Raw genomic sequence first — 22690 nt, 5'->3', positions numbered from 1 at the left:
CGAGTTACCGGCTGCGGGAGGCACAAGGCTCCCGCAGCGGCGCGATCGATTACTGGCTGACCGGATCGTCGCCGGAGGTGCGGGGCGTGATGCCATGCTCCTGGGCATAGGCGGCCGCGGACTTCTCGATGATCGGCCGCAGGGACGCCCAGTCCGGCGCGATCCAGTCCGACACCACCTTCCACTTCGCGCCATCCCACTGCTGGAAGGTGACGCGGCCGTCGCCCTCGTGATTGTCCCAAGTGACGTTGATCGAATGGAACAGCCCCTTGGCGCCGAGCGCCTCGACCCGCGCCGGATTCAGTTGCAGATGCTCAAAGCCCCAGCGCACCTCGTCGCCGGTCAGCGTGCGCTCGCCGAACTTGGCCTGCGCGATCCTGATCGCCTCGACGTTGAGGATGCCGTTCACGATGCCGAGGTTGTGGTAGACGCTGCCGATCCGCTTCTTGTCGTCGAGATTGCCCTTCCCTGCGCCATAGACGGTCTTGATCACCTCTTGCAGCACCGGATATTCGGCACCGGAGGCTTGCGTGGTGATCGCGATATAGCCTTTGGCTGCGTCGCCCGCTGGGATCACGTCTTCCTCGGAATTGGACCAGACATTACCGATGATGTGGTCGGCCGGGAAGCCGACCTTCTGCGCGGTCTTCAGCGCCACCGGATTCATCACGCCCCAGCCGCGCAGCACCACATAGTCGGGCTTGGCGCGCCGGATCGAGAGCCACTGCGACTGCTGCTCGTTGCCGGGATGCGGCACCTCGATCTGCTCGACGCTGAAATGATACTTGTCCGCGAGGAGCTTGTAGATCGGGATCGTCTCCTTGCCGTAGGGCGAGCCGTGATAGAGCACGACGATTTTCTTGTCCTTGAGCCTGTCGACGCCGCCTTCGCGGCTCGCGATGTAGTTCACGATACCCGAGGTCTCGCTGTAAGGATTGAGCAGCAGCGGGAAGACGTAGGGAAAGACGCGACCGTCGGTCGAATCGGTCCGGCCATGGTTGACGGTGATCAGCGGCACCTTGTCCTTGGTGATGCGGTCGATCATGGCGTAGGCGATGCCGACCGACAGCGGATTCCAGGCAGCGACGCCGAGCCGGTTCTTCAACCGCTCATAGACTTCGACGCCGCGCTCGACCTCGTACTGGGTCTCGCCCTCGTCCCAGGTCAGTTTTACGCCGTTGACGCCGCCGTCGCGGATATTGATTAGGTTCAGATAGTCGATGAAGCCGCCGAAGAAGCCGGTGCCGCCGGCGGCATAGGGGCCAACCCGATAGCTTTGCAGCGGAAAGAACTGCTCGTCGGCGTGGACCGCCGGTGCTCCAGCAAATGCAAGGACGCCCACTACCCCCAGCGCGAATTTCAAGTGTCGAAACCTCATCGTCAGCTCCTTGATGTGTCAGTTGCAGGAAACGTCTTGCGGAGGCCGGTCCACGCGGCCGACGCCGCGCGAAACCGGTCCCACAGCGCGATCAATCCGCGCGGCTCCGCGATCAAAAAGGCGATGATCAGCGCACCGATCACGATGCGCTGGCTCATCTCCAGCACGCCGGAGTCGAACACGCCACCGAGCAGAGCCGCGCCGAGCCGCGACAGGATCAGCGGAAACACCACGATGAAGGCCGCGCCGAGGAACGCGCCGCGCAGCGATGCCAATCCACCGATGATGATGATGAAGAGGATCTGGAACGAGCGATCGAGATTGAAGCCGGCCGGCTCGACTGTGCGCAGGTAGGCAAAGGCCCACAGCACCCCAGCGACCCCGATCAGGAACGAGGATACGCCGAACGCCAGCAGCTTGGTCCGTAGCAGCGGCACACCGATCACCTTTGCCGCGATCTCGTGATCGCGGACCGCGATGAAGTTGCGGCCGGTCTGCGATTGCAGCAGCAGCAAGGTCAGGATCGTCGCCACCGTCACGACGGCCAGCGAGAACAGGTAGCGGCCCGCCGCGCTGGTGAAGGAATAGCCGGCGATGGTCAGCGCTGGCGCATCGATCACGCCGGACGGATTGTCGTTGGAGAACCAGCCGAACTTGGTCAGCGCCCATTGTACGAAGAACTGCGCCGCGAGCGTCGAGACCGCGAGATAGAACCCGCGCAGCCGCAGGCTCGGCAGCCCGAACACGATGCCGATCGCGGCCGCGACGAGGCCGGCCAGCACCAGGTCGAGCAGCAGCGGCAACTCGGGCAAACGGAGATGCAGATTGTAGGCGGCATAGGCGCCGACCGCGAGGAACGCGGCCGAGCCGAGCGACACCTGCCCGGCATAGCCGGTGAGGACGTTGAGCCCGACCGCGGCGAGCGCCAGCGCGAGGAACGGCGTCAGAACCGCGTCCATCAAATAATCCGAACCGGCGAGCGGGATCACGCCGAACGTAATCACTGCGCCGATGCCGATCAGGATGCGGTCGATGACGGGGAGGGTCTGGCGCGGGTTCGAGGTTGCGTCCATGTGCTAGACCCTCTCGACCAGCTTCTGCCCGAACAGTCCCGAGGGCCGCACCAATAGGAATACCAGCGCGACGACATAGCCCGCCCAAGCCTCGATGCCGCCGCCGACCAACGGGCCGACATAGACCTCGGCGAGCTTCTCGATCGCGCCGATTAGGAGGCCCCCGACGATGGCGCCGGCGATCGAATCGAAGCCGCCGAGCACGAGCACCGGCAGCGCCTTGAGCACCACCAGCGACAGCGAGAACTGCACGCCGAGCCGCGCGCCCCACAGCAATCCGGCGACCAGCGCAACGATGCCGGCGACCGTCCACACGATGGCCCACACCCGCGGCAGGCGAAGGCCGACCGCAAGTGCTGCAAACGGATCGTCGGCGACGGCGCGGAACGACAGCCCTGTCCGCGTGGTGCGGAAGAACAGCGCGAACAGCGCAACCAGGCTGCCCGCCACCGCCGCCGCGAACAGATCGAACCGGCTGATGAAGACGCCGACGATATCGAGCGGCACGTCGCTGATGCCGATGTCGAGGCCGTGGACTTGGGTGCCCCACAACAGCTGCGCCGCGCCTTCGATCACATAGGACAGCCCCAGCGTCGCCATGAACAAGGTGATCGGCGGCTGGTTGACCAGCGGCCGCAACACCGTGCGCTCGACCGCGACACCGAGCGCGACCATGATCGCGAGTGTCGCCAGCAGCGCAAGCGGAAGCGCGACGCCGCGCTCGACCAGACTGACGAAGGTCAGCGCCGCGAACAGCAGCATCGCGCCCTGCGCGAAGTTGAGCACCCCCGAAGTCTTGTAAATCACCACGAAGCCGATCGCGACCAGCGAATACATCACGCCCGACAGCAGGCCGCCCACCAGCACTTCGATGAGGAATTGATAGTCAAACATCAAAGTGCGAGCTCCGTTTCGTCCGCATGCGCGACGCCGAGATAGGCATCGACCACCGCCTGGTCGGACCGCACCTGGTCCGGCGTGCCGTCGGCGATTTTGCGGCCATAGTCGAGCACCGCGACGCGATCGGACAGCCCCATCACCACACCGATGTCATGCTCGATTAGGACGATGGTGGCGCCATAGCTGTCGCGGGCGTTGCGGACATGCGCGGCCAATTCGTGCTTCTCGCCGAGCGTGACGCCCGCAAAGGGCTCGTCGAGCAGCAAAAGCGACGGCCGCGCCACCGGCGCACGCGCCAACTCGACGCACTTCTGCAAACCATAGGGCAAGGTTCCGGCGGCGCGGTCGCACACCTCGCGAAGGTGCAGGAAGCCGATGACGTCTTCTGCGGCGGCGCGGTTCTCCGCTTCGATCCGCCGTGCCAGAGGCGAGCCGGCGATCTGGCGCAGAAAGCCGGCGCGGACCCGGTGCGCCACTCCCATCAGGACGTTGTCGCGCACCGAGAGGCCCTTGAACACAGCGAGATTCTGGAACGTCCGCGCCACACCATGCTGCGCCAGCCGCGCCGTAGGTACATGGCCGAAGGAATGCTCGCCGAGCCAGACCCGGCCCCGGTCCGGCCGGTAGAGCCCGCTGATGACATTGAGCAGCGAGCTCTTGCCGGCACCGTTGGGGCCGATCACCGCGCGGATCTCGCCTTGTGCGACCTCGAGATCGATGTCGCGCAGTGCGGCGACGCCGCCGAACGAGAGCGAGATGTCAGCAAGCGCGAGCACCGGCTGGATCTCGCCACTGCCTCGTTTCACGAGCGCACGGTCCGCGACGTCCGCGCGCGCGGACAAGGGCGCAGAGAGAGCCGGCTCGACAAGGGCGCCATCCAATGGAAGCACACCCGCGCTTGCTGCGATCATGGTCACGCCAATGTTTCCCGAATCACTCGGCGGCCTGGACGTGCCGCGCCGCGTCCGCTTCCAGTGCACGCACCAGCGGAATGACGCGGCGGCCGAAATACTCGACCTCTTCCTGGAAATGGAGGAAGCCGAGCAGCACCAGGTCGACCCCGATCTTCTTGAGCGCGATGATGCGCTCGGCGATCTGCTCGGGCGTGCCTATCAGGTTGGTCTTGAAGCCGTCATTATACTGGACGAGATCCTCGAAGCTCGATTTGGCCCAATTGCCCTGACCTTCCGGTGAGGCTTTGCCGGCGTTCTTAACTCGTGACCGAAGGCGTTGACGGCCTCCGGATCGGCCTTGGCGATGATCTCGTTGAGGACGCTGCGCGCCTCAACCTCGCTGTCGCGCGCGATCGCGAACGCATTGACGCCGATCCTGACCGAATGGTTGTTGGCCCTTGCCTTGGCCCTGATGTCATCGACCTGCTTCTTGATCTCATCGACCGAATTGCCGTTAGTGAAGTACCAGTCCGACACCCGCGCGGCCATGTCGCGCGCCGCGCGTGAGCTGCCGCCCTGGAAGATCTCGGGCAGCGGCTGGGCCGGCTTCGGCTTCAGCGTGTAGTCGCTGAAGCGATAGAAATCGCCGCGGAAGGTGAAGCTGTCCTGGGTCCAGATCCCGCGCAGCGACCGGATGAACTCTTCCGAGCGCCGGTAGCGTTCGTCGTGATCGAGCCAAGGTTCGCCGATCGCGGTGAACTCGCCACGGAACCATCCAGAGACGATATTAACCGCAACGCGGCCCTCGGTGAGCTGGCTGATGGTGGCAATCTGCTTGGCGGCAACCGCCGGATTCCAAGGCCCGGGCAGCAGCGCCGCGATCACCTTCAGCTTCGTGGTCGCCGCGAGCAGCGCGTGGCTGAAGGCGACCGGCTCGTGCTGGAACTCGGCGCCATAGCCGGCCGTGAAGCGGATCTGGCTCAGGGCATAGTCGAACCCCGCCTGTTCCGCGATCTGCGCCAGTCGGCGATTGTAATCGATATCCCAGCCGGTTCGCTGCTCGAGCTTGCTGATCACGAGGCCGCCGGAAACGTTCGGCACCCAATAGGCGAATTTGATCTGATCATGGTTCGCGGTCATAGGAATGTCCTTCTGAAGTTTGGATTTGCAGTGTGACGCAAGCAGCACGATGCATTCACGCTGCGGCTGGTCAGCGGGTTACGACACAGCTCGTTCAAGCCGTCACTGAGATCGGGATGATGGGAAACTTTGCGCGATCAGCCCTGATCCGCGCCGGCGCGCAATCGGTGCGTCAACAACACGGTGCGCGATACGACATCAGCTGCGCAACGCAGGTTCGAGATCGGTCAAAGAGGCCCCTGAAAGTCATCCGCGTTCCCCTCGCAAGCATCATCGGCGAGCAACCAATACTGTCAGAGAAAGTTGGGACCAGCGAGTCCAAGCCAAACTCTTTTTCAGCGCGTCCGGGAAAGCGGTATTCTTTTGTTGACGCGAAACGCGACGATTGTTGCCATGCGGGCGAAAACTCGGCTGCGAATACTCACCTGCTGAAGTTAATGGCAAGCGGTTTTGATAGCAAAATCGAGAGCCGTCCAACAAGTGTATCGCTGGACCTCCATTGCATCAGCAGTTGAATTTCCTGCCGTCGGAATAACACAAGCGCGAAGACTGTGGTTATCCATTTGCCAAATCCAAGCAGTTCCTTGCGATGCGGTGTCGCTGGCATAGTTTATCCAATAGGAGGTTGCGGCCGCCGTCGATCGATAGGTTGGATTGGACAGATTACGTTGCCCCCCTCTATTCAGAAACGAAATGATCGGCGCCGTCGGGCAGCGAGGGTCTACTTCGCCGCTGAGTCTCCCTCATAAAGCGAGGCACGTTTGTTTTTCATTTGGTATGCTATCTCGCGGTGAGATCCTTCTCCGTCGAGGCTGGTTCGAAGAACGCCTTTGCCTTTAGATGATTTCGCAGAGCGACTGGCCTGTACGGGCCAAAGCTCGTAAAGTTGCGGACCGAGCTCATCGCAAGCCTTTGATAGGCCGTCTCGTGAAGTAGCGCGTTTTCTAGCACGTCGCGGATCACTTTCGACCAACGGAATGCGGTTCGGTGTTGAATTCCACCATCCAGTCGAGTGTGATGTCAGACAGCCGAGAGGAAAGCTTCGGCTGTCACAGGTTGTTGAGATTGCAGAACCTGCGATAAGGCGGCGCCACCTCAAGCTCGAATAAGATCCTCCCGCCTATTGAGCTGCTCCCCACTGTCCCCGGAGCAAAGGGCCGCCGCCACTCCACTGCGCTTCAGGGCTGCAAGCAAAATTGTCCGATTCGCAGTCGTAAGCCGCCGATTACCCCATCCACGCGCCGGTAGGACTGCTCGACGAGTGGTTTTCGTCTACACTTAGGACCTAACGCTCTGATCCAAAGGCAGCGCCCCCCCACGAGCAACGCGTTCAAGGAATGCCGAAGCGCAAGATCGACAAGCTCGCTCGCGCAAAAGCGCGGCCCGATCCTGCCCAATGGGGTGAGGATGAAGTAATGACCCTTGTCGAGGCCGCGGCAGTGTTCTTCCCACTCGGTCCGTTGACAATATCATCGTTGCGCAGAGCCGCGGCCACCGGGACTCTTGAAATCGCCAAAGTTGCGGGCAAGGATCTGACAACCCCTCGAGCGATCTGCAAATTGGTCAAGCCGTCATGCCGGGCCGCAGAGCCAAGCCGCCACGACTCTGGTTTAGAGAGGACGATGAAACCTGGATCATCCTCGATCGTGGCCGGCAAATCCGCACAGGCTGCAGCCGCGACGACATTGACGGAGCTGCGAAGGCGCTCGAGACCTATATCGGCGAGCGACATACCAGCACCATCGGGGCAACTGACCCGAACGTCCTCGCGATAGCCGACGTCCTCACAGCCTACGAAATTTCAAAGCGGCCCAAGGACACGAGCGATGAACGCGCGTGGGCACAACATGACCTGCTGCTCATTCGCTTGCTCGATCTTAACAACTTTTTTGGCGATAAAACCGTCAGTCAGCTCAAAGCTCAGCTTTGTCGCGACTTTGTCGATTGGTCCACCGGTACTGCGAACGACAATCATAGGAAAGCCGGCATCAAGCCACGCAACGGGACAGTCTCTGATCAAACCGCACGACGCCGACTCGAAGATCTACGCGCTGCCGTGAACGCCTACCACGCCGAGCATACGCTCACCGTCGTTCCAAAGGTCACTCTTCCTCCTAAAGCCGAAGGACGACACCGATGGCTAACGCGCAACGAGGCAGCGCGCCTACTCGGAGCAACAATCGGCTACGTGTGGGACACGGAGCAGGAAACGTGGAAGCGCAGCGAGGATGGCGAGCTCGCGCGCCGGGAGCGGTGGATCATTCGTCGTCGCTATCCCGCGGCGCGCTTCTGCCTGATCGGTATCTACAGTGCTCGTCGCGAAGAGACCATCCGGCGCACCCAGTGGCTGCCAACAACGACCCATCCATGGATGAACCTTGACGCGATGGTCTACCAGGGCAAAGGGACGCTGGAGCAGTCGACCAAGAAACGGCGGCCGCCGGCAAAGATCGCTAGCCGCCTGCGTCCGCATCTGATTCGATGGCGCAGGATCGACCAAGCTCGATCTGCAGAACTCCGCGCCTCAGGGGTTATGAGAGACGGTGAACAAATCCGGTTCGTCGTGAACCGCCTGCACGACGGCCAGCCGCTTGCCGGCAAGATCAGGTCAGCCTGGAATGGTATTCTGGAGGACGCCGGGCTGGGCGACGACGTCGTCCGGCATTCACTGCGCCATACAGCGGCGACATGGTTGATGCAGGCGGGCGTCGACATGTGGGAAGCCGCTGGCTGGCTCGGCATGACCGTTGAGCAATTAGAGGCCAACTATGGCCATCACCACCCGGACTTTCAGGAAGAGGCGGCGGAAGCTTTTGGGGCAAGGCGCTGAGCTGACCACTACTCTGCGCGAGCTATTCGTGCTTTGATATCCGCCAAATCAGCTCGTAGGTCCGAAGGGAGGACTTGTGGTGCTCGATGGTGTTCGATGTAACATCCCGACAGGGGCTAGTTCCCTCGCACTTCCCGATCGTCTTTTTTCCGATTTAGAACAGTACAAGCCCGCCGCGGACCGCTGTTCGACGTCCTTGACGGGTGCTTCGAGGGCGACAGACATGGCTGCCGAGCTTCAAATCGTTGCGCATTTCGTTGCGCACAAAAAACACAGAACCTATAAGTGCTTGAAAGAATGGTCGGAGTGGCAGGATTCGAACCTGCGACCCCTGCGTCCCGAACGCAGTGCTCTACCGGGCTGAGCCACACTCCGACTGAGAGCCGGGCTTATAGCGTCGGGTTTCGGGGACCGCAAGGGACCACAGGGCACCCAATTGAGGAATCTAGTCACAGTGGATACAGGTCTGAAAACGCACGTTTTGTCCGCCGGCGCCGCCGCCACGGCAACCGCCGCCGGGGTCCTGGCCGAGGGCGGCCTGGTGGCGTTTCCGACCGAGACGGTTTACGGCCTCGGCGCCGATGCCGGGAACGCCGCCGCGATCGCCCGGCTTTACGAGGCCAAGGGCCGGCCGGCCTTCAATCCCCTGATTGCCCATGTCGCCGATCTCGGCGCCGCCCGCCGGATTGCCCTGTTCAACGGGCAGGCCCTGCGATTGGCGGACGCGTTCTGGCCCGGTCCCCTGACCCTGGTGCTGCCGAAGGCGCTCTCCTGCCCGGTTGCGGAACTCGCGACCGCCGGGCTCGATACGGTCGCCATCCGCATCCCGGCCCACAAAGTGGCGCGCGACATCATCAAGGCTTTCGGCGGTGCCGTGGTAGCGCCGTCGGCCAATCTCTCCGGCCATGTCTCGCCGACCACTGCCGAGCATGTGAACGGCGATCTCGCCGGTCGCATCGACCTGATCGTCGACGGCGGGCCGGTCGAGGTCGGCGTCGAATCCACCATCGTCGGCTGCTTCTCCGATCCGGTGCTGCTGCGGCCGGGCGGGCTGACGCGCGCCGAGATCGAGCGCGTGCTCGGCCACCCCTTGCAGTCGCCGCCGCAAGACGCGGAAAGCGACGCCCAGCCGGTTGCCCCCGGCATGCTCGCCTCGCACTACGCGCCACGGACACCGGTCCGGCTCAACGCCGGCGACGTCCATGTCGGCGAAGCCTTGCTGTCGTTCGGGCCAGCCAAGGTCGCGCGGCGCGAATGCGCCTCGGTGGAGATGAACCTGTCCGAGCGCGGCGACCTGGCCGAGGCCGCCGCCAATCTGTTCGGGTACCTTCGCACCCTCGACAAGAGAAACGCGGATGCGATCGCGGTGACGCCCATTCCCGAGGACGGGTTGGGCGAAGCCATCAATGACCGGCTGCGCCGCGCAGCCGTTGGGCGGTAACAAGCATGACCCGGACCGGAACGGCCGCGTTAGCGCCAAATGGGAACCGGTTTTCCCTCGCGACAAACGCGAAGCGTTTGCCCGAACGGCATGCTTAGGCAAAGATCCCCGACTGAGTGAAAGACCAAGAAAAAATGAACATCGTCCAATCAGCGGTGCCGCCGCTTCCGCCCGAATTGCTTGAAAAATTCCGCGCCATCGTCGGCGCGAAATATGCGGTGACCGACGCAGCCGACATCAAGCCTTACGTCACCGAGGAGCGCGACCTGTTCCACGGCCGCTCGCCGCTGGTGCTGCGCCCCGGTTCGACCGCCGAGGTCGCCGCGATCTGCAAGCTTGCGACCGAGCACAGGATCGCGCTGGTGCCGCAGGGCGGCAACACCGGCCTGGTCGGCGGCCAGACGCCGCACAATGGCGAGGTCGTGGTCTCGCTGCGGCGGCTGGACAAGATTCGCGACATCGACGTCGAATCCAACACCATGACCTGCGAGGCCGGCGTGGTGCTCCAGATCGCGCAGCAGAAGGCGGCCGAGGTCGACCGGCTGTTTCCGCTCTCGCTCGGCGCAGAAGGCAGCTGCACCATCGGCGGCAACCTCTCGACCAATGCCGGCGGCACCGGAGCGCTCGCCTACGGCGTGGCGCGCGAAATGGCACTCGGGCTCGAGGTCGTGCTGGCTGACGGCCGCGTGCTGAATGCGCTGTCGAAGCTGAAGAAGGACAACACCGGCTACGATTTGCGCAACCTCTTCATCGGCGCAGAAGGCACGCTCGGCATCATCACCGCGGCGACGCTAAAGCTGTTTCCGCGGCCGCGCGCGGTTGAGACCGCCTATGTCGGTCTGAAGTCGCCCGCGGCTGCACTCAAGCTGCTGTCGATCTCGCGTGATCAAGCGGCCGGTGCGTTGACGAGCTTCGAGTTGCTCGCCGACGTCGCGGTCGACTTCTCGATCCGCCACGGCATCGATATCCGCGATCCCCTGACCAGCAAGCATCGCTGGTACGTGTTGATGGAATTGTCGTCGTCGCGCGACGATGCACGCGACACGCTCGAGGCGATCCTGGCTCAGGGCATGGAGGACGGCATCGTCGACGACGCCGTGATCGCCGCCAATCTGAGCCAGCGCCAGGCGTTCTGGAAGCTGCGCGACGAGATGTCGGCGGCGCAGAAGCCGGAAGGCGGCTCGATTAAGCACGATATCTCGGTGCCGGTCGCCGCCGTGCCCGCCTTCATCGAAGAGGCCAATGCGGCGGTGGTGAAGCTGATCCCGGGTTCACGGCCGGTGCCGTTCGGCCATCTCGGCGACGGCAACATCCACTACAATGTCAGTCAGCCGGTCGGCGCCAATGCGGCCGACTTCCTGGCGCGCTGGCACGACGTGAATGCCGTCGTGTTCGAGATCGTGCTGCGGATGGGCGGCTCGATTTCGGCCGAGCACGGCATCGGCGTTCTCAAGCGCGACGAACTGCCTGACGTCAAGGACAAGGTCGCGATCGAGCTGATGCGACAGGTCAAGGCGATGCTCGATCCGCTCGGCATCATGAACCCGGGCAAGGTGCTGTGACCGCGCAGGCGACGATGCCCTCCCCCTCTGCCTCCCTCGCCATTGCACCGATCACCGATAACGACATCGCCGATGTCGTCGCGCTGTGGCAGGCCTGCGGCCTGACGCGGCCGTGGAACGATCCTGCCGCCGACATCGCGCTGGCGCGGCGCGGACCGAACTCGGCCGTGCTGGTCGGCCGCGACGCCAATGCGATCGTCGCGACCGCGATGGTCGGCCACGACGGCCATCGCGGCTGGGTCTATTACGTCGCGGTCGATCCCAACCGCCAGGGCAAGGGACTTGGCCGCACCATCATGGCGGCGGCCGAGGACTGGCTGCGCGCCGCCGGCGTGCCGAAGCTGCAACTGCTGGTGCGGCGGGAGAATGCCAAGGCCGGCGCGTTCTACCAATCGCTCGGCTATGACGAATCGACCTCGGTGATGCTGGCCAAATGGCTCGACGGTCGCGAAGCGACGCCGTGAGAGGGTTGAGGATCAACGCATGAGCATCGCCGACCGCGTCCGCGTCAAGGACGTCGAGCTGCTTTCGAAGCGCCGCTACGAGCTGAAGAGCGCGACGTTCGACTACAGGCGCGCCAACGGCGAATGGCAGACCCAGGTGCGCGAGGTCTACGACCGCGGCAACGGCGCGGCGCTGTTGCCCTACAATCTGACGACCCGCAGCGTCGTGCTGGTGCGCCAGTTCCGCTACCCCGCCTTCGCCAACGGCTATGACGATCTCCTGATCGAGGCTGCCGCCGGCATGCTCGACGATGCCGAGCCGGAAGTACGCATCCGCGCCGAAGCGGAGGAAGAGATCGGCTACCGGCTCGCGCATGTGCGCAAGGTGTTCGAGGCTTTCACGTCTCCGGGCGCGGTGACCGAGAAGCTGCATTGTTTCGTCGCCGAATACGACGCCGCGATGCGCATCGGTGACGGCGGCGGGCTCGCCGACGAGGGCGAGGACATCGAGGTGCTCGAGCTCCCGATCGACGACGCGCTCGCCATGATCAGCGACGGGCGCATCGTCGACGCCAAGACCATCATGCTACTGCAACACGCCGCGCTGCATCTGTTCAGGTGAACGCCGCCTCGCCCCGAGGCTTGCCGGGGCCTTGCGGCCTCGCGCACTCAACGCTTTAGACTAGCTATCCCCGTCATCCCTGCGCAATGGCTATGTCATTGTCGCTGGAGGTGCGAGCCTCTTCGGCGAACCTCGAGGATGAATCGGCCACCAGCCGGGCCATGCATCCTTCGAGACGCGCGAAGACGCGCTCCTCAGGATGAGGGGATAAACTGAACGAAATGCTCTACCGCATCGTGATCGCAAGGCCGCTCAGATCGGCGTTGGCCATCAGACCGACCTGGTGTCCGGTCAATTCCAACACCGCGCCCTTCTGATTGGTCAGCACGATCGCGCGCGCGCCGCGTCCGACGGCAAGCCCCGCGCCGGCCGCACCGTAGACGCCGGCAACGTCGGACGGACGGTTGATGTTGCTGACGCGGCCGCGCAGCACTGTCTTGGAGCCGCCGAACACCAGGCCGTAGTCGAGGCCGCCGGTGGAGAGCCGGTAGGAGCGGCCGCGGAAGGTCAAGACGCCGCTGCCGCCGGAGCCGCCGATGATCCATCCGGCCTTGTAGATCGTGAGCGTCACGAAGCCGCTGTCGGCACGGGCGGCGGAAGAGAACGCAAGGCCGGTGAACGCCAGCAGCGCCACCAGCGCGGCGCGAAGGGTGAATGAAACTTTCATGTGCGGTCTCCCCAGGATCTGCTCTCGTCGATTTGCTTGCGTCGATTTGCGCGCGTCGCGACACGGCTGCGAATCGCGATGCTCCGACTGTAACAAGCGCGTAAACAGGCGCAATTTGGCACAGCGATGGCCGATTTGCTGACGGGCGCTTTCGCACAACCGGTGTTGAACCTGTTCCCGGGGTTGCAACACTCACTGCATGTCCGGGGCGATCGGCCCCTGAGCTCCAGGATTGCCCCGTGGAGCATTCATTTTTCAAACCGGAGATTTCCCATGCGTCGTCTTGCGATTACCTGTGCCGCCATTGCCGCCACCGTGTCCGTGCTCGCCGCGGCAAGCCCGGCCAGCGCCACGCCCTATCACCTGATCCGCTGGCAGGACACCGGCTTCTGCCAGATCTGGGACCAGAGCATCCCGACCACGCCGTGGCCGGCGAACTTCTCCATCGTCAGCGAGGAGCTGCCGACCTTCGACGCCGCGTTCAGCTACAAGACCGGCCTCCTGAACAACGGCACCTGCTCGTTCTGAGCGAACGCCATTCGATCACGCACAGGGCGGACACCCGGCAACAGCGCGGCGTCCGCCCTTGTGCTGTCAGGTAGTGACGCGATCCAGCGTCAGTGATGCTTGATCAGGGCGTCGCGCGCGGCGGCGAGTTCGAGGAACGCCGCGCCGTTGCCGCCGCCGTCGGGATGCACCGTCTTGGCGGCGCGCTTGAAAGCCTGCTGGACTTCGGTCGCAGCGAGGCGGCGGCCCAACGGCAGGCCGAGCAATTGCCGATACTGCTCCTCCTGCGTCAGCGCCTTCGGCGCCAGGCCGCGCTGGCCAAACCGCGGTGCCGACAGCATGTGCAGTGCATCGCCGATGATGCCTAGACGGCGCAGTGCCATCGATTTGGTGCGGCGGTCAGCCGATTTCAGCGCCGCCTGACGCAAGATCGGCAGCACCTGTGCGGCCGCATGCCGCAGCGTCTCGTCGATGTCGGTCGCGGCGATCTCCGCGACCATTTTGGCCATCTCGCGGTAGTCGGGATCCGGCGCCGCGCAAAAGCGCTCGATCGCAACTTTCCAGTGTCTGATATTCGGGTCCATGTCCGCGGTCCGTAACTGTCATCCGAATCCGGATAACAGCAACGCGCAAACGCGGCTTGGCGTTTCGGTTGGCGCAGTTTTGAATAGTGTTGTCGACAACGCTCACAAATCAGAACAAGGAAACGCCATGGCCCTTCTCGACAATCACATCGCCGTCATTACCGGGGCAGGCTCGGGCATCGGGCGCGCCATCGCATTGGGCTACGGCCGCGAGGGCGCGCGCGTGGTGCTGCTCGACATGAACGGCGATGCGGCGGCGGAAGCGGCCAGGGAGATCCAGAGCGCCGGCGGCAAGGCGGAGAGCTTTGCGCTCGACGTGACCAATCGCGACGCCTGCGTCGCGATGGCAAAGCAAGTGGCCGACAAGGTCGGGCCGGTCTCGATCCTGGTCAACAATGCCGGCATCGCGCGCCGCAACGGCATGCTCGGCACCGACGAGGCCGTGATCAAGGATTGGGAAGACATCATCTCGATCAATCTCACCGGCGTTTTCAACGTGACGCATTCGTTCCTCGCGCCATTGCGCAAGAACAAGGGACGCATCGTCAACATCGGCTCGATCCAGTCCTTCGTGCATCTGCGCACGCCGAGTTCGCCGGCCTATACCGCCTCCAAGCACGGCGTGCTCGGCTTCACCAAGGCGTTGGCCGCCGAGCTCGGCAAGGATGGTGTGCGCGTCAATGCGATCGGGCCGGGCTTCATCGAGACGCCATTGAACGAGAAGGTGCGCGCCACCAATCCCGACCTCGTCAAGGTCTTCATGGACCACACCCCGCTCGGCCGCGCCGGCAAGCCGGAGGACATCGTCGGCCCCGCCATCTTCCTCGCCTCGGACCTGTCGGCCTATGTCTCGGGATCGATCGTGATGGTCGATGGCGGGTACCGCACATTGTGACGGATGGAACCGCAATCGTGGCGATTTCTGGGTATTTTGCTTACAGAGCAGGGAGTTAGGGCCACGTTAAGGACTTGTTAACCAAACCGGCACACCGTGGATCTACGGGGTAGTTGGTTCTCGATGTCTTCGCTTCACCGACGAAGCGGGCGTTGATCGGGAGGAGTTCATGTCTTACGCGTCCACCGTACCGTCGCCGGAAGCGCTGCTGCCGTCGCTGGCTCCAAATGAAATCGTCCCACTGCTGATCGGCGCGACCGTCGATGAAGTCGAGCGCGAGCTCGTGCTGCAAACGCTTGCGCGCTGCGACGGCAATCGCACCCGCGCCGCGCGCGTGCTCGGGCTGTCGGTTCGGACCTTGCGGAACAAGATTCGCGAATATTCGGCCGACGGCATCGACGTGCCGATGAGCGAGCACGCCGCAGCCTAGAGCAAGATCCGGAACCGTGCGAAGCGGCTTTCCGGGAAGATCATGCTTGGACAACGAGCTAAGCGTGATGACGATTCAACCGGATCTCATCACGCTTTAGCGGCACGTCGACGCTAGATCGGCAGGTCGATCGCAAGCCGCCGCCAGCGCGATAATAGCTCGCTGCCGTCGGCATCGAGGCAGCGAGCGAGACGCACCTCGGTCGTCGCCGCCCGTTGCAGCGTCTGCGCGACCAGCGCCGTCGCATAGTCCCAATAGTCGCGCCGCCCCTTCGGATCGTCGTCGACCAGGGATTTTGCGAGGATCTCGACATAGATCGCAGCGACGGCCCTTTGCCAGAGCTCACCCGCGCGCGCGCCCTCCGCCGAGGGCGCGCCGGTCCGCGACTGCCAGGCCAACCAATAATTTTCCTCCGCGCCGCCCCAAGCGGATGGCAATAGCGATGGATCGAGGCATGGCGAGCGACACTCAAGCGGCTGCATGCCGCGCGCGTCGCAGAAGAAGCAATAGCCGAGCTTGTCGTACCAGTTGACGCGCAGCAATCTGCGAATCTCGGTCTGTTGATCCGCTGCGAGCTGCCTCACGCCGGTCCGTTCGAGATCGCCGATGATCGCCACCAGGCGATCGCGATCATACGGCTCGACCTCGAGCACCACGCCGATATTGCGCGGAAACAGCCCGTCGAGCATCTCGATCATCTCGCGATAGAACCGGCCCGCCAGGCCGCCGCCGCGCCACGCCTTCGCGACGCCGACATAGTTGCAGTAGATCAGCTCGCTTGCGTGATCGTAGGTGAAGAAGCCGAGGCCGATCGCGCGCCCTTCCGCGCGCAGGATAAAGCAGCGCGAGTCGAGGCAATATGACAGCTGCTGATCACCGACGCTGAACTCTCGTCGCTCGCCGACATCATCTGACAGCACCCAGCGCACAATGTCGTCGGGGGCGTCGCGCTCGTTCGGAGGAAACAGCAAGGCATACAGATCGAGGACGCCGGTGTTGCGAAACGCCGCTTCATCGCGCAGATCGTGCCGCGTCACCACGATGTCGAACGTCAGCGGCCCTGTTGCGTCACCTGCAACTGCCCCGCGCCTGTCGTTCAAAATCCGCAACGCGTCCTCCCGTCACAATCTTCGCATCGAATTATGACTGTTGATCGCTTGCATCAGCGGCGTCGGGCAGAATTGAAGCCGTCATCCAACCTCTGTTACAAGCGGCTTGAAATCGCGACGGAGCATATCAGTGGCTGACGAGACAATCTCCCGCCAGGGGTCACGAGGGGCGCAGGGGCCGCAGGGCCGTCAGGGCGAGCCGGGTCGGCCCGGTCCGCAAGGACATCCGGGGCGGCCGGGGCCGGAAGGTGCGCGCGGCAAGCCGGGTCCACAGGGCAAGCCCGGACTGGTTGGAAAGGCAGGCCCTCAGGGCAAGCCGGGAGCGCAAGGCAAGACAGGCGTACAGGGTCCGCGCGGCGAAGCTGGTCCACAGGGACCGCAGGGACCGGCCGGCCCGCGCGGTGAAGCCGGCCCGCCCGGACAATTGCCGTCGATCGAGCAGGTGATGCCGTGGCTGCACATGATCTTCGACGCCTGGGAAGACTACAAGCGCACCAAGGAGCGTGAAGCCGCCGAGTTCGCCGAGCGCGATGCCGCCGAGCGCGCGGCAGCGGAAGCGATCGCGCTTGACGTCGACGCCATCGACTTCGCGGAAGATGACGACGAGGACGACGATCACAAGAAAAAGAAGAAGCACCGCAAGAAGGACAAGAAGTAATCCTTCTTGTCCTCGCGACGACACGGCCAGCTCTGTCCGTGTCGCACCCGACGCCTACCGCTCCGCGCCCGGATTGGCCGGAGGATCGGAGGGCCGAGCGAGGTGCATGAGCTGGAAGACCCAGCGCATGGCGTAGTACCAGGCAACGCCCGCGAACGCCCCGCAGGCCGACAGGATGATGACGTTGGCTAGGTCGATTGTCCCGCTCGACCACAGCATGCCGCAGGTCCAGAGCACGGCGAACGCAATCGAACAGAACGTGAGCAGGGCGGCAGGCTTCATGGCGTTGCTCCGGGATCGGGTGAACGGCAACGATGCCCGGACGCGTGGCGCGGTACCGTGATCTGCATCACGGTACGCCCCGTCCTCAGCCAAACCGCAGGCGCGAACGCTCCCTCGCCTTCTCCGCCTCCACCTCGCGATCGCGCGCCGGTGCCGTGGTCTGCAACGAGATCAGGAGCTTGCGCGCGGCGGTCGAGACCTCGGCCACGGCCAGGTTGAAGGCGGCCTCATTGGAGTGCGACGGCTTGTTGAAGCCGGACAGTTTGCGCACGAACTGCAGCGCCGAGGCGTGAATCTCGTCTTCGGTGGCGGGCGGCTCGAAGTTGAACAGCGTCTTGATATTGCGGCACATGTCGGTCTCCCTCACCCGCGGCAACGGGGCGGCTCTCTCAAAGACGATCGGCTGCTGCAAAATACGACATCGTGGTCTATTCTGGCAGTCTCATCGTCCACGGTGGAGCGAGGTTCCGGATGAGCCACGTGATCTACAAGGTCGTCCAGCACGACGGCGGCTGGGCCTATACCGTCAACGGGGTGTTCTCGGAACCATTTCCTACCCGCGCCGCGGCACTCGCCGCTGCCCGACGCGCCGCCAACGAGCAGCGCGTCCCCGGCCGCACCGAGGCGATCCAGTACGAGACGTCGGACGGCAAATGGCTGACCGAAACCGCCTCCGGCAACGACCGCCCGGAGACCGAGGTCGAGGACGGCCGCTAGTTCACCTCTCGCCTTCAGAACGGAACCTGGACGCCAAGCCGGTCGAAGAACGCCCGCCCCCGATCGGTGATCCGCAATGCGCGCGGAATCCGATGCGGCGCAACGCCGCGCATCTCGACCAGCCGCGCCAGCACGGCATTGGCAAACGGACCGGCGAGATGCGGCACGCGCTCGGTCCAGTCATTGCAGAGCCGCAGATGCGGCTGCCGCGCCGGATCGAAATCGATCGCCTCGGCCCGGCACCAGGCCAACCCCTGCTCGGTCACGCGACCATCGCGGCCGTCGATCAAGACGAGGCGGCGGCGGATCAGCGCATTCGACAGCAGCACGCCGAGCTGACCCGCAAGGTGGTGGTAGCAGGTGCGCGATTGCCTGAGCTGCTCGGCCGGCATCGCACGCCGCCGCCCCACGGTGGCCCTGGCCGCAAGATCGACGAGGTTCTCGATCAGCGCCGCGACGTCGTCGTCCCTGATCCGGTAATATCTGAACCTGCCCTGTGCCCATACCGACAGCACGCGGGCGTCGACCAGCTTCTGCAAATGCGCGCTAGCGCCTTGCGGCGAAATGCCGGCAACCGCAGCAAGCTCGCCCGCCGGCAACGCCTTGCCGTCGGCCAGCGCACTGACCATCGCCTCGCGGACCGGATCGCCCAAGGCCTCGGCGATCCGCGAAAATCCTGTCTGCAGGGCTTGGGATGATCCCACCGCATCGTCCTCCGGATCGCGCCGAAACGTCCTACCCGCATTCGCCGTGCCGCGCAGCTCATTTCAGATTTTCCTGAAACGTCGCGGCGGTCTCTTCCGCTCAAATGGGCAGCAGTCGACCAAACACAAGGGAACAATCATGACAGCTGGCAGCAACGACGCGGAACGCATCTACAGGCTCTGGGATGAAGCGCTCGGCAACAAGGACCTCGAGGCGGCGCTCGCGCTCTACGCAGCCGACGCCTCGATCGAGAGCCCGCTGGTGCAGCATTTGATGCAGACCAAAGACGGGATCGTCCGCGGCCGCGACGCGCTACGCGAGTTCATCACGCGCGTGTTCCGTACCAACCCGCCGCAACGGCGGCGCTTCAAGCAGGGCTTCTTCAGCGACGACCGCGTCCTTACCTGGGAATATCCGCGGCAGTCTCCGGACGGCGACCAGATGGATCTCGTCGAGGTCATGGAGATCGAGCACGGCCTGATCCAGCGTCACCGCGTCTATTGGGGCTGGTACGCACTCAACGTGCTGAAGGCGAGTTAACGGACACTTCTGCGTCAGGCGCGTGGACGACGCTTTCCGTCATGCTAGGCTTGCACCGACGCGGCTGGACAAATGCGCCGCGCGTGGGGAGAAGCACCATGATCCGTTTGTGCGTGGCGCTTGCAGCCGCTCTCGTCTCGATGTCGGTACCGGCCATGGCTGCAGATTACCCCACACCGCAGGATGGCGAGTGGACCGCGAAGGACTTCAAGTTTCACAGCGGCGAGGTGATGCCGGAACTGCGGCTGCACTACACCACGGTCGGCGCACCGACCGGACAGCCGGTGCTGGTGCTGCACGGCTCCGGCGGCTCGGCCGCCAGCATGCTGACGCCGACCTTTGCCGGCCAGTTGTTCGGCCCCGGCCAGCCGCTCGACGCGGCGAAATACTACATCATCATCCCCGACGGCATCGGGCACGGCAAATCGTCGAAGCCGTCGGACGCGATGCGGACGAGCTTTCCGAAATACGACTACAACGACATGGTCGACGCGCAGTATAGGCTCGTCACCGAGGGGCTCGGCATCAAGCATCTGCGGCTCGTGATCGGCAACTCGATGGGCGGCATGCACACCTGGATCTGGGGCGTGCGCTATCCGCGGATGATGGACGTGCTGGTGCCGATGGCCTCGCAGCCGACCGCGATGGCGGCACGCAACTGGATGCTGCGGCGGACGATGCTGGAAACGATCCGCAACGATCCCGACTACAACGGCGGCAACTACACCAGCCAGCCGCGGATGATGAAATACGCCATCGCCGCCTATCGCTTCGCCAGCGCCGGTGGCACGCTCAATTACCAGGCGCTGGTGCCGACCGCAGCGCAGGCCGACAAGATGGTCGACGACCAGCTGGCGTTGCCGGTCACCGCGGATGCCAATGACTACATCTATCAATGGGAGGCCTCGCACGACTACGATCCCTCCGCCGGACTGGAGAAGATCGAGGCAACCCTGCTTGCCATCAATGCCGCCGACGACGAACGCAATCCGCCGGAGACCGGCGTCACCGAAGCTGCCGTGAAGCGGATCAAGAACGGCAAGATTGATCTGATCCCGGCAAGCAGCGAGACACGCGGCCATCTCACCACCGGCGATGCGAAGTTCTATGCCAGGCAATTGCAGGAAGTGTTGCAGACGGCGCCGACGATGTAGCCATCGAGGTCAGGGCGATGTCCGCTGATCGCTTCCGCCGCATTGCGCTCAGCCTGCCCGAGGTCGTTGAAGGCGCGCATCACGGCACAACCGATTTCCGCGTCGGCAAGCGCATCTTCGCGACACTCGGCTATCCCGACCAGGATTGGGGCATGGTGAAGCTGACACCCGAGCAGCAGGCCATGGTGGTCGAGGCCGAGCCGGAGATTTTCCGGCCGGTGCCGGGCGGCTGGGGCAAGAGCGGCAGCACCAATGTCCGCCTCGCGAAGGTCGATCAGGTCACGCTGCGCAGCGCGCTGAAAATGGCACGGGACAATATCGCGGTGAAACCGGCGAAGAAGGCGCGCGCGAAGCAACCATCCTGAGCGCATCGATCCCGCACTGCATCACGCCTGACTGCGCGGTTTCGCTGATTCTTTGAGCATGCATCCCGCGCGCGGTTCGTGCCTAATCGCGCAAACACCGGATTCGTGCGGCGCTACGCGCGGGTCACGTAGAAGTTTTCGCCGGAGGAAGGCAATGCGAAGGCTCGCGCATGTTGCGGTGCTTGCGTGGCTCGTCCTGATGGCGGGCGCTGCACTGGCGTTCGACAACGGCCAATACGACAACGTGCCACCCGATATCCGCGCCTGGTTCAAGAGCGTGATCGCGCCGAATGGCGTGCCGTGCTGCGACATCTCCGACGGCCATCGCACCAGCTACGACGTTCGTGGCGGCGCCTATTGGGTGCCGATCGAGGGCGAGTGGATGATGGTGCCGGAGCGCGCCGTGATCCGCGATCGCGGCAACCCGGTCGGCGAGGCCGTGGTGTGGTACGTGCACCACCGCGGCAGCATCATCATCAGCTGCTTCGTTCCGGCGGATGCTGTCTGAACGGCGCCCGCCGTCTTCGCGGAAGCTCCGCGCGCGAGATCGCGTCAATTTGAAACAGTTACTCTCTGTTAACCTTACTTTTTAACCAATAATTAAGAATGAGTTTGCGGGCGCCATGAGGCGCGGCCTAGCGTCTGCAGAAATGCTCCGTAACCGCGAGTTGGTGCGTGCCATGGCTCTTCGAAGAATGGCGTATCGAACATATGGGGCGCTGATGGCGTCCCTGATGGCTTCCCTTGGCGTTGCAGCGCTGCTGCTTGCTTCTCCGACCGAAACCTATGCGAGATCCGGATCCGCGGCGCGCGGCACGTTCTCCTCGCATCATCCAGCCTTCCGCCATCATGTGCGGGTGCCCGGCATCGTGTTGCCGGACGCGGGCGGATATTATGACGGTGCGGCGAGCACACCCTTCGCTGCCGAGGTCCCGGCGCCGGTCTCCAACGACGTCCGCTACACCTACACCCAGGACGTGCCGTGGGATTGGGCGCATCGCTATCCGCCGGCCGTGGTGCCGTCGGACCGTCCCTATGTGTCGAGCTGTCCCACCGAGAGCGTCACAGTGCCCGGACGCGGCGGCGACCGCACCGTCAACATCACGCGGTGCTACTGACGAATAGCTCTGTCCCGTTCGCAAAAACAAAAGAGGCCGCCCGCAAGGACGGCCTCTCGTATTTTGGCAGACGCTCGGCGCGCCGGCAGACAGCCGGTCAGGAATCCTCGCCCTTCAGATGACCGACGTGCTTCTGGGTGTAGAGCTCAAGGCCGATGCGCTTGATCAGGTCGAGCTGGGTCTCGAGGAAGTCGATGTGGTCTTCCTCATCCTTCATCAGCTGCTCGAACAGGTCACGGCTGACATAGTCCTTGACGCCATGGCAGTAGGTCGCCGCCTCCTGGTAGAGCGTGCGGGCGCCGATCTCGGCGGCGAGGTCACACTCGATGATCTCCTTGACGTCCTGGCCGATCTTCAGGGGATCGAGCACCTGCAGGTTCGGGAAGCCGTCGAGAAAGAGGATGCGATCGACGAACTTGTCGGCGTGCTCCATCTCCTCGATGGACTCCTTGCGCCAGACCTTGGCCATCTCCAGGAGGCCCCAATTGTTGAGCATCCGGTAGTGCAGCCAGTACTGATTGATGGCGGTCAGTTCGCTGCGCAGCCCCTTGTTCAGATAATCGATGACCTTCGGGTCGCCTTGCATGATCCACTCCACCTGTCGCGGCCAACCTTGGCCGACGCTGAATTTAGAATGTTTCTAAATCAGATTACCGGCAAGAGCAACCCTTCGTAGA

27 protein-coding genes, 1 tRNA gene and 1 pseudogene are annotated in these 22690 nt (G+C 63.8%); 16 read left to right on the top strand and 13 right to left on the bottom strand.

Features of this window, described 5'->3' with window-relative positions:
* Positions 1-49: 49 nt before the first annotated feature.
* The 5 genes and pseudogenes from IF803_RS08810 to sfnG form a co-directional block, all read right to left on the bottom strand.
* Positions 50-1378: an ABC transporter substrate-binding protein gene (locus tag IF803_RS08810; protein ID WP_035632474.1), complete on the bottom strand. Its 1329-nt coding sequence runs from the start codon at positions 1376-1378 to the stop codon at positions 50-52.
* A gap of 2 nt (positions 1379-1380) precedes the next feature.
* Positions 1381-2451, bottom strand: a complete 1071-nt coding sequence (locus tag IF803_RS08805) for a branched-chain amino acid ABC transporter permease (RefSeq protein WP_016848255.1) — start codon at positions 2449-2451, stop codon at positions 1381-1383.
* A gap of 3 nt (positions 2452-2454) precedes the next feature.
* Positions 2455-3345 carry a branched-chain amino acid ABC transporter permease gene (locus IF803_RS08800; RefSeq protein WP_018273351.1) on the bottom strand — a complete coding sequence of 297 codons (891 nt, stop codon included), beginning with the start codon at positions 3343-3345 and terminating at the stop codon, positions 2455-2457.
* Positions 3345-4262 (bottom strand): ABC transporter ATP-binding protein, encoded by a 918-nt coding sequence (locus IF803_RS08795; protein WP_018273352.1) that lies wholly within the window; start codon positions 4260-4262, stop codon positions 3345-3347. The genes IF803_RS08800 and IF803_RS08795 overlap by 1 nt, the downstream gene beginning before the upstream one ends.
* Positions 4263-4284: 22 nt before the next feature.
* Positions 4285-5384 (bottom strand): annotated as a pseudogene (gene sfnG, locus IF803_RS08790) (dimethylsulfone monooxygenase SfnG).
* Positions 5385-5416: 32 nt separating this feature from the next.
* Between sfnG and IF803_RS08785 the strand changes: the two are divergent.
* Positions 5417-5899 carry a hypothetical protein gene (locus IF803_RS08785; RefSeq protein WP_125459244.1) on the top strand — a complete coding sequence of 161 codons (483 nt, stop codon included), beginning with the start codon at positions 5417-5419 and terminating at the stop codon, positions 5897-5899.
* A 1058-nt stretch (positions 5900-6957) separates the two neighbouring features.
* Positions 6958-8214: a site-specific integrase gene (locus tag IF803_RS08780; RefSeq protein WP_018273353.1), complete on the top strand. Its 1257-nt coding sequence runs from the start codon at positions 6958-6960 to the stop codon at positions 8212-8214.
* A gap of 298 nt (positions 8215-8512) precedes the next feature.
* On the opposite strand, the gene IF803_RS08775 is transcribed toward IF803_RS08780, so the two are convergent.
* Positions 8513-8589: transfer RNA gene (locus IF803_RS08775), tRNA-Pro, on the bottom strand.
* A 79-nt stretch (positions 8590-8668) separates the two neighbouring features.
* Between IF803_RS08775 and IF803_RS08770 the strand changes: the two genes are divergently transcribed.
* The 4 genes from IF803_RS08770 (at position 8669) to IF803_RS08755 (ending at position 12282) form a co-directional block, all read left to right on the top strand.
* Positions 8669-9655 carry an L-threonylcarbamoyladenylate synthase gene (locus IF803_RS08770; protein ID WP_304496856.1) on the top strand — a complete coding sequence of 329 codons (987 nt, stop codon included), beginning with the start codon at positions 8669-8671 and terminating at the stop codon, positions 9653-9655.
* Positions 9656-9789: 134 nt separating this feature from the next.
* Positions 9790-11217, top strand: a complete 1428-nt coding sequence (locus IF803_RS08765) for an FAD-binding oxidoreductase (protein WP_304496857.1) — start codon at positions 9790-9792, stop codon at positions 11215-11217.
* A gap of 14 nt (positions 11218-11231) precedes the next feature.
* Positions 11232-11681: a GNAT family acetyltransferase gene (locus IF803_RS08760; protein WP_304496858.1), complete on the top strand. Its 450-nt coding sequence runs from the start codon at positions 11232-11234 to the stop codon at positions 11679-11681.
* Between the two features lie 19 nt (positions 11682-11700).
* A complete protein-coding gene (locus tag IF803_RS08755; RefSeq protein WP_304496859.1) occupies positions 11701-12282 on the top strand; it encodes an NUDIX hydrolase in 582 nt (193 codons plus the stop codon).
* Positions 12283-12508: 226 nt separating this feature from the next.
* Here the strand turns inward: IF803_RS08755 and IF803_RS08750 are convergent, their stop codons facing one another.
* Complete coding sequence (locus tag IF803_RS08750) at positions 12509-12949, bottom strand: hypothetical protein (RefSeq protein WP_304496860.1); 441 nt, start codon at positions 12947-12949, stop codon at positions 12509-12511.
* A 273-nt stretch (positions 12950-13222) separates the two neighbouring features.
* Between IF803_RS08750 and IF803_RS08745 the strand changes: the two genes are divergently transcribed.
* Positions 13223-13477 carry a hypothetical protein gene (locus IF803_RS08745; RefSeq protein ID WP_304496861.1) on the top strand — a complete coding sequence of 85 codons (255 nt, stop codon included), beginning with the start codon at positions 13223-13225 and terminating at the stop codon, positions 13475-13477.
* A gap of 89 nt (positions 13478-13566) precedes the next feature.
* On the opposite strand, the gene IF803_RS08740 is transcribed toward IF803_RS08745, so the two are convergent.
* Entirely contained in the window at positions 13567-14040 is a 474-nt protein-coding gene (locus IF803_RS08740; protein ID WP_461191890.1) for a hypothetical protein, read from the bottom strand.
* Positions 14041-14167: 127 nt separating this feature from the next.
* Here IF803_RS08740 and IF803_RS08735 point away from each other — a divergent pair, with 127 nt between their 5' ends.
* On the top strand, positions 14168-14935 hold the full coding sequence (locus IF803_RS08735; RefSeq protein ID WP_304496863.1) for an SDR family NAD(P)-dependent oxidoreductase: 768 nt from the start codon (positions 14168-14170) through the stop codon (positions 14933-14935).
* A 169-nt stretch (positions 14936-15104) separates the two neighbouring features.
* A complete protein-coding gene (locus IF803_RS08730) occupies positions 15105-15365 on the top strand; it encodes a helix-turn-helix domain-containing protein (protein ID WP_304496864.1) in 261 nt (86 codons plus the stop codon).
* Between the two features lie 113 nt (positions 15366-15478).
* Here IF803_RS08730 and IF803_RS08725 read toward each other — a convergent pair whose 3' ends face one another.
* On the bottom strand, positions 15479-16474 hold the full coding sequence (locus IF803_RS08725) for a hypothetical protein (RefSeq protein WP_304496865.1): 996 nt from the start codon (positions 16472-16474) through the stop codon (positions 15479-15481).
* A gap of 130 nt (positions 16475-16604) precedes the next feature.
* On the opposite strand from IF803_RS08725, the gene IF803_RS08720 reads away from it, so the two are divergent.
* On the top strand, positions 16605-17132 hold the full coding sequence (locus IF803_RS08720) for a collagen-like protein (protein ID WP_461191889.1): 528 nt from the start codon (positions 16605-16607) through the stop codon (positions 17130-17132).
* 54 nt (positions 17133-17186) lie between these two features.
* Here the strand turns inward: IF803_RS08720 and IF803_RS08715 are convergent, their stop codons facing one another.
* Positions 17187-17414, bottom strand: a complete 228-nt coding sequence (locus IF803_RS08715) for a hypothetical protein (RefSeq protein WP_038386087.1) — start codon at positions 17412-17414, stop codon at positions 17187-17189.
* Between the two features lie 85 nt (positions 17415-17499).
* Positions 17500-17766, bottom strand: coding sequence for a DUF2277 domain-containing protein (locus IF803_RS08710; protein WP_026193246.1), 267 nt, complete (start codon positions 17764-17766; stop codon positions 17500-17502).
* A gap of 119 nt (positions 17767-17885) precedes the next feature.
* Between IF803_RS08710 and IF803_RS08705 the strand changes: the two genes are divergently transcribed.
* A complete protein-coding gene (locus IF803_RS08705) occupies positions 17886-18131 on the top strand; it encodes a DUF2188 domain-containing protein (RefSeq protein WP_304496867.1) in 246 nt (81 codons plus the stop codon).
* 14 nt (positions 18132-18145) lie between these two features.
* Here IF803_RS08705 and IF803_RS08700 read toward each other — a convergent pair whose 3' ends face one another.
* Positions 18146-18835, bottom strand: a complete 690-nt coding sequence (locus tag IF803_RS08700) for an ArsR/SmtB family transcription factor (RefSeq protein WP_461191888.1) — start codon at positions 18833-18835, stop codon at positions 18146-18148.
* Positions 18836-18974: 139 nt separating this feature from the next.
* Here IF803_RS08700 and IF803_RS08695 point away from each other — a divergent pair, with 139 nt between their 5' ends.
* The 5 genes from IF803_RS08695 (at position 18975) to IF803_RS08675 (ending at position 22013) form a co-directional block, all read left to right on the top strand.
* The gene (locus IF803_RS08695) at positions 18975-19376 is read left to right on the top strand and encodes a nuclear transport factor 2 family protein (protein ID WP_461191887.1); all 402 of its coding nucleotides are present in this window, start codon (positions 18975-18977) and stop codon (positions 19374-19376) included.
* 98 nt (positions 19377-19474) lie between these two features.
* Positions 19475-20530 carry an alpha/beta fold hydrolase gene (locus tag IF803_RS08690; RefSeq protein ID WP_461191886.1) on the top strand — a complete coding sequence of 352 codons (1056 nt, stop codon included), beginning with the start codon at positions 19475-19477 and terminating at the stop codon, positions 20528-20530.
* Between the two features lie 17 nt (positions 20531-20547).
* Positions 20548-20895: an MmcQ/YjbR family DNA-binding protein gene (locus IF803_RS08685; protein WP_304496871.1), complete on the top strand. Its 348-nt coding sequence runs from the start codon at positions 20548-20550 to the stop codon at positions 20893-20895.
* Positions 20896-21049: 154 nt separating this feature from the next.
* A complete protein-coding gene (locus tag IF803_RS08680) occupies positions 21050-21403 on the top strand; it encodes a hypothetical protein (RefSeq protein WP_304496872.1) in 354 nt (117 codons plus the stop codon).
* A gap of 187 nt (positions 21404-21590) precedes the next feature.
* Entirely contained in the window at positions 21591-22013 is a 423-nt protein-coding gene (locus tag IF803_RS08675) for a hypothetical protein (protein ID WP_304496873.1), read from the top strand.
* Between the two features lie 97 nt (positions 22014-22110).
* Here IF803_RS08675 and bfr read toward each other — a convergent pair whose 3' ends face one another.
* On the bottom strand, positions 22111-22599 hold the full coding sequence (gene bfr, locus IF803_RS08670) for a bacterioferritin (protein WP_026193251.1): 489 nt from the start codon (positions 22597-22599) through the stop codon (positions 22111-22113).
* Positions 22600-22690: the final 91 nt, after the last annotated feature.

Source organism: Bradyrhizobium sp. UFLA06-06, from assembly GCF_054820065.1.
This window is presented reverse-complemented; position numbering and strand designations above follow the sequence as displayed.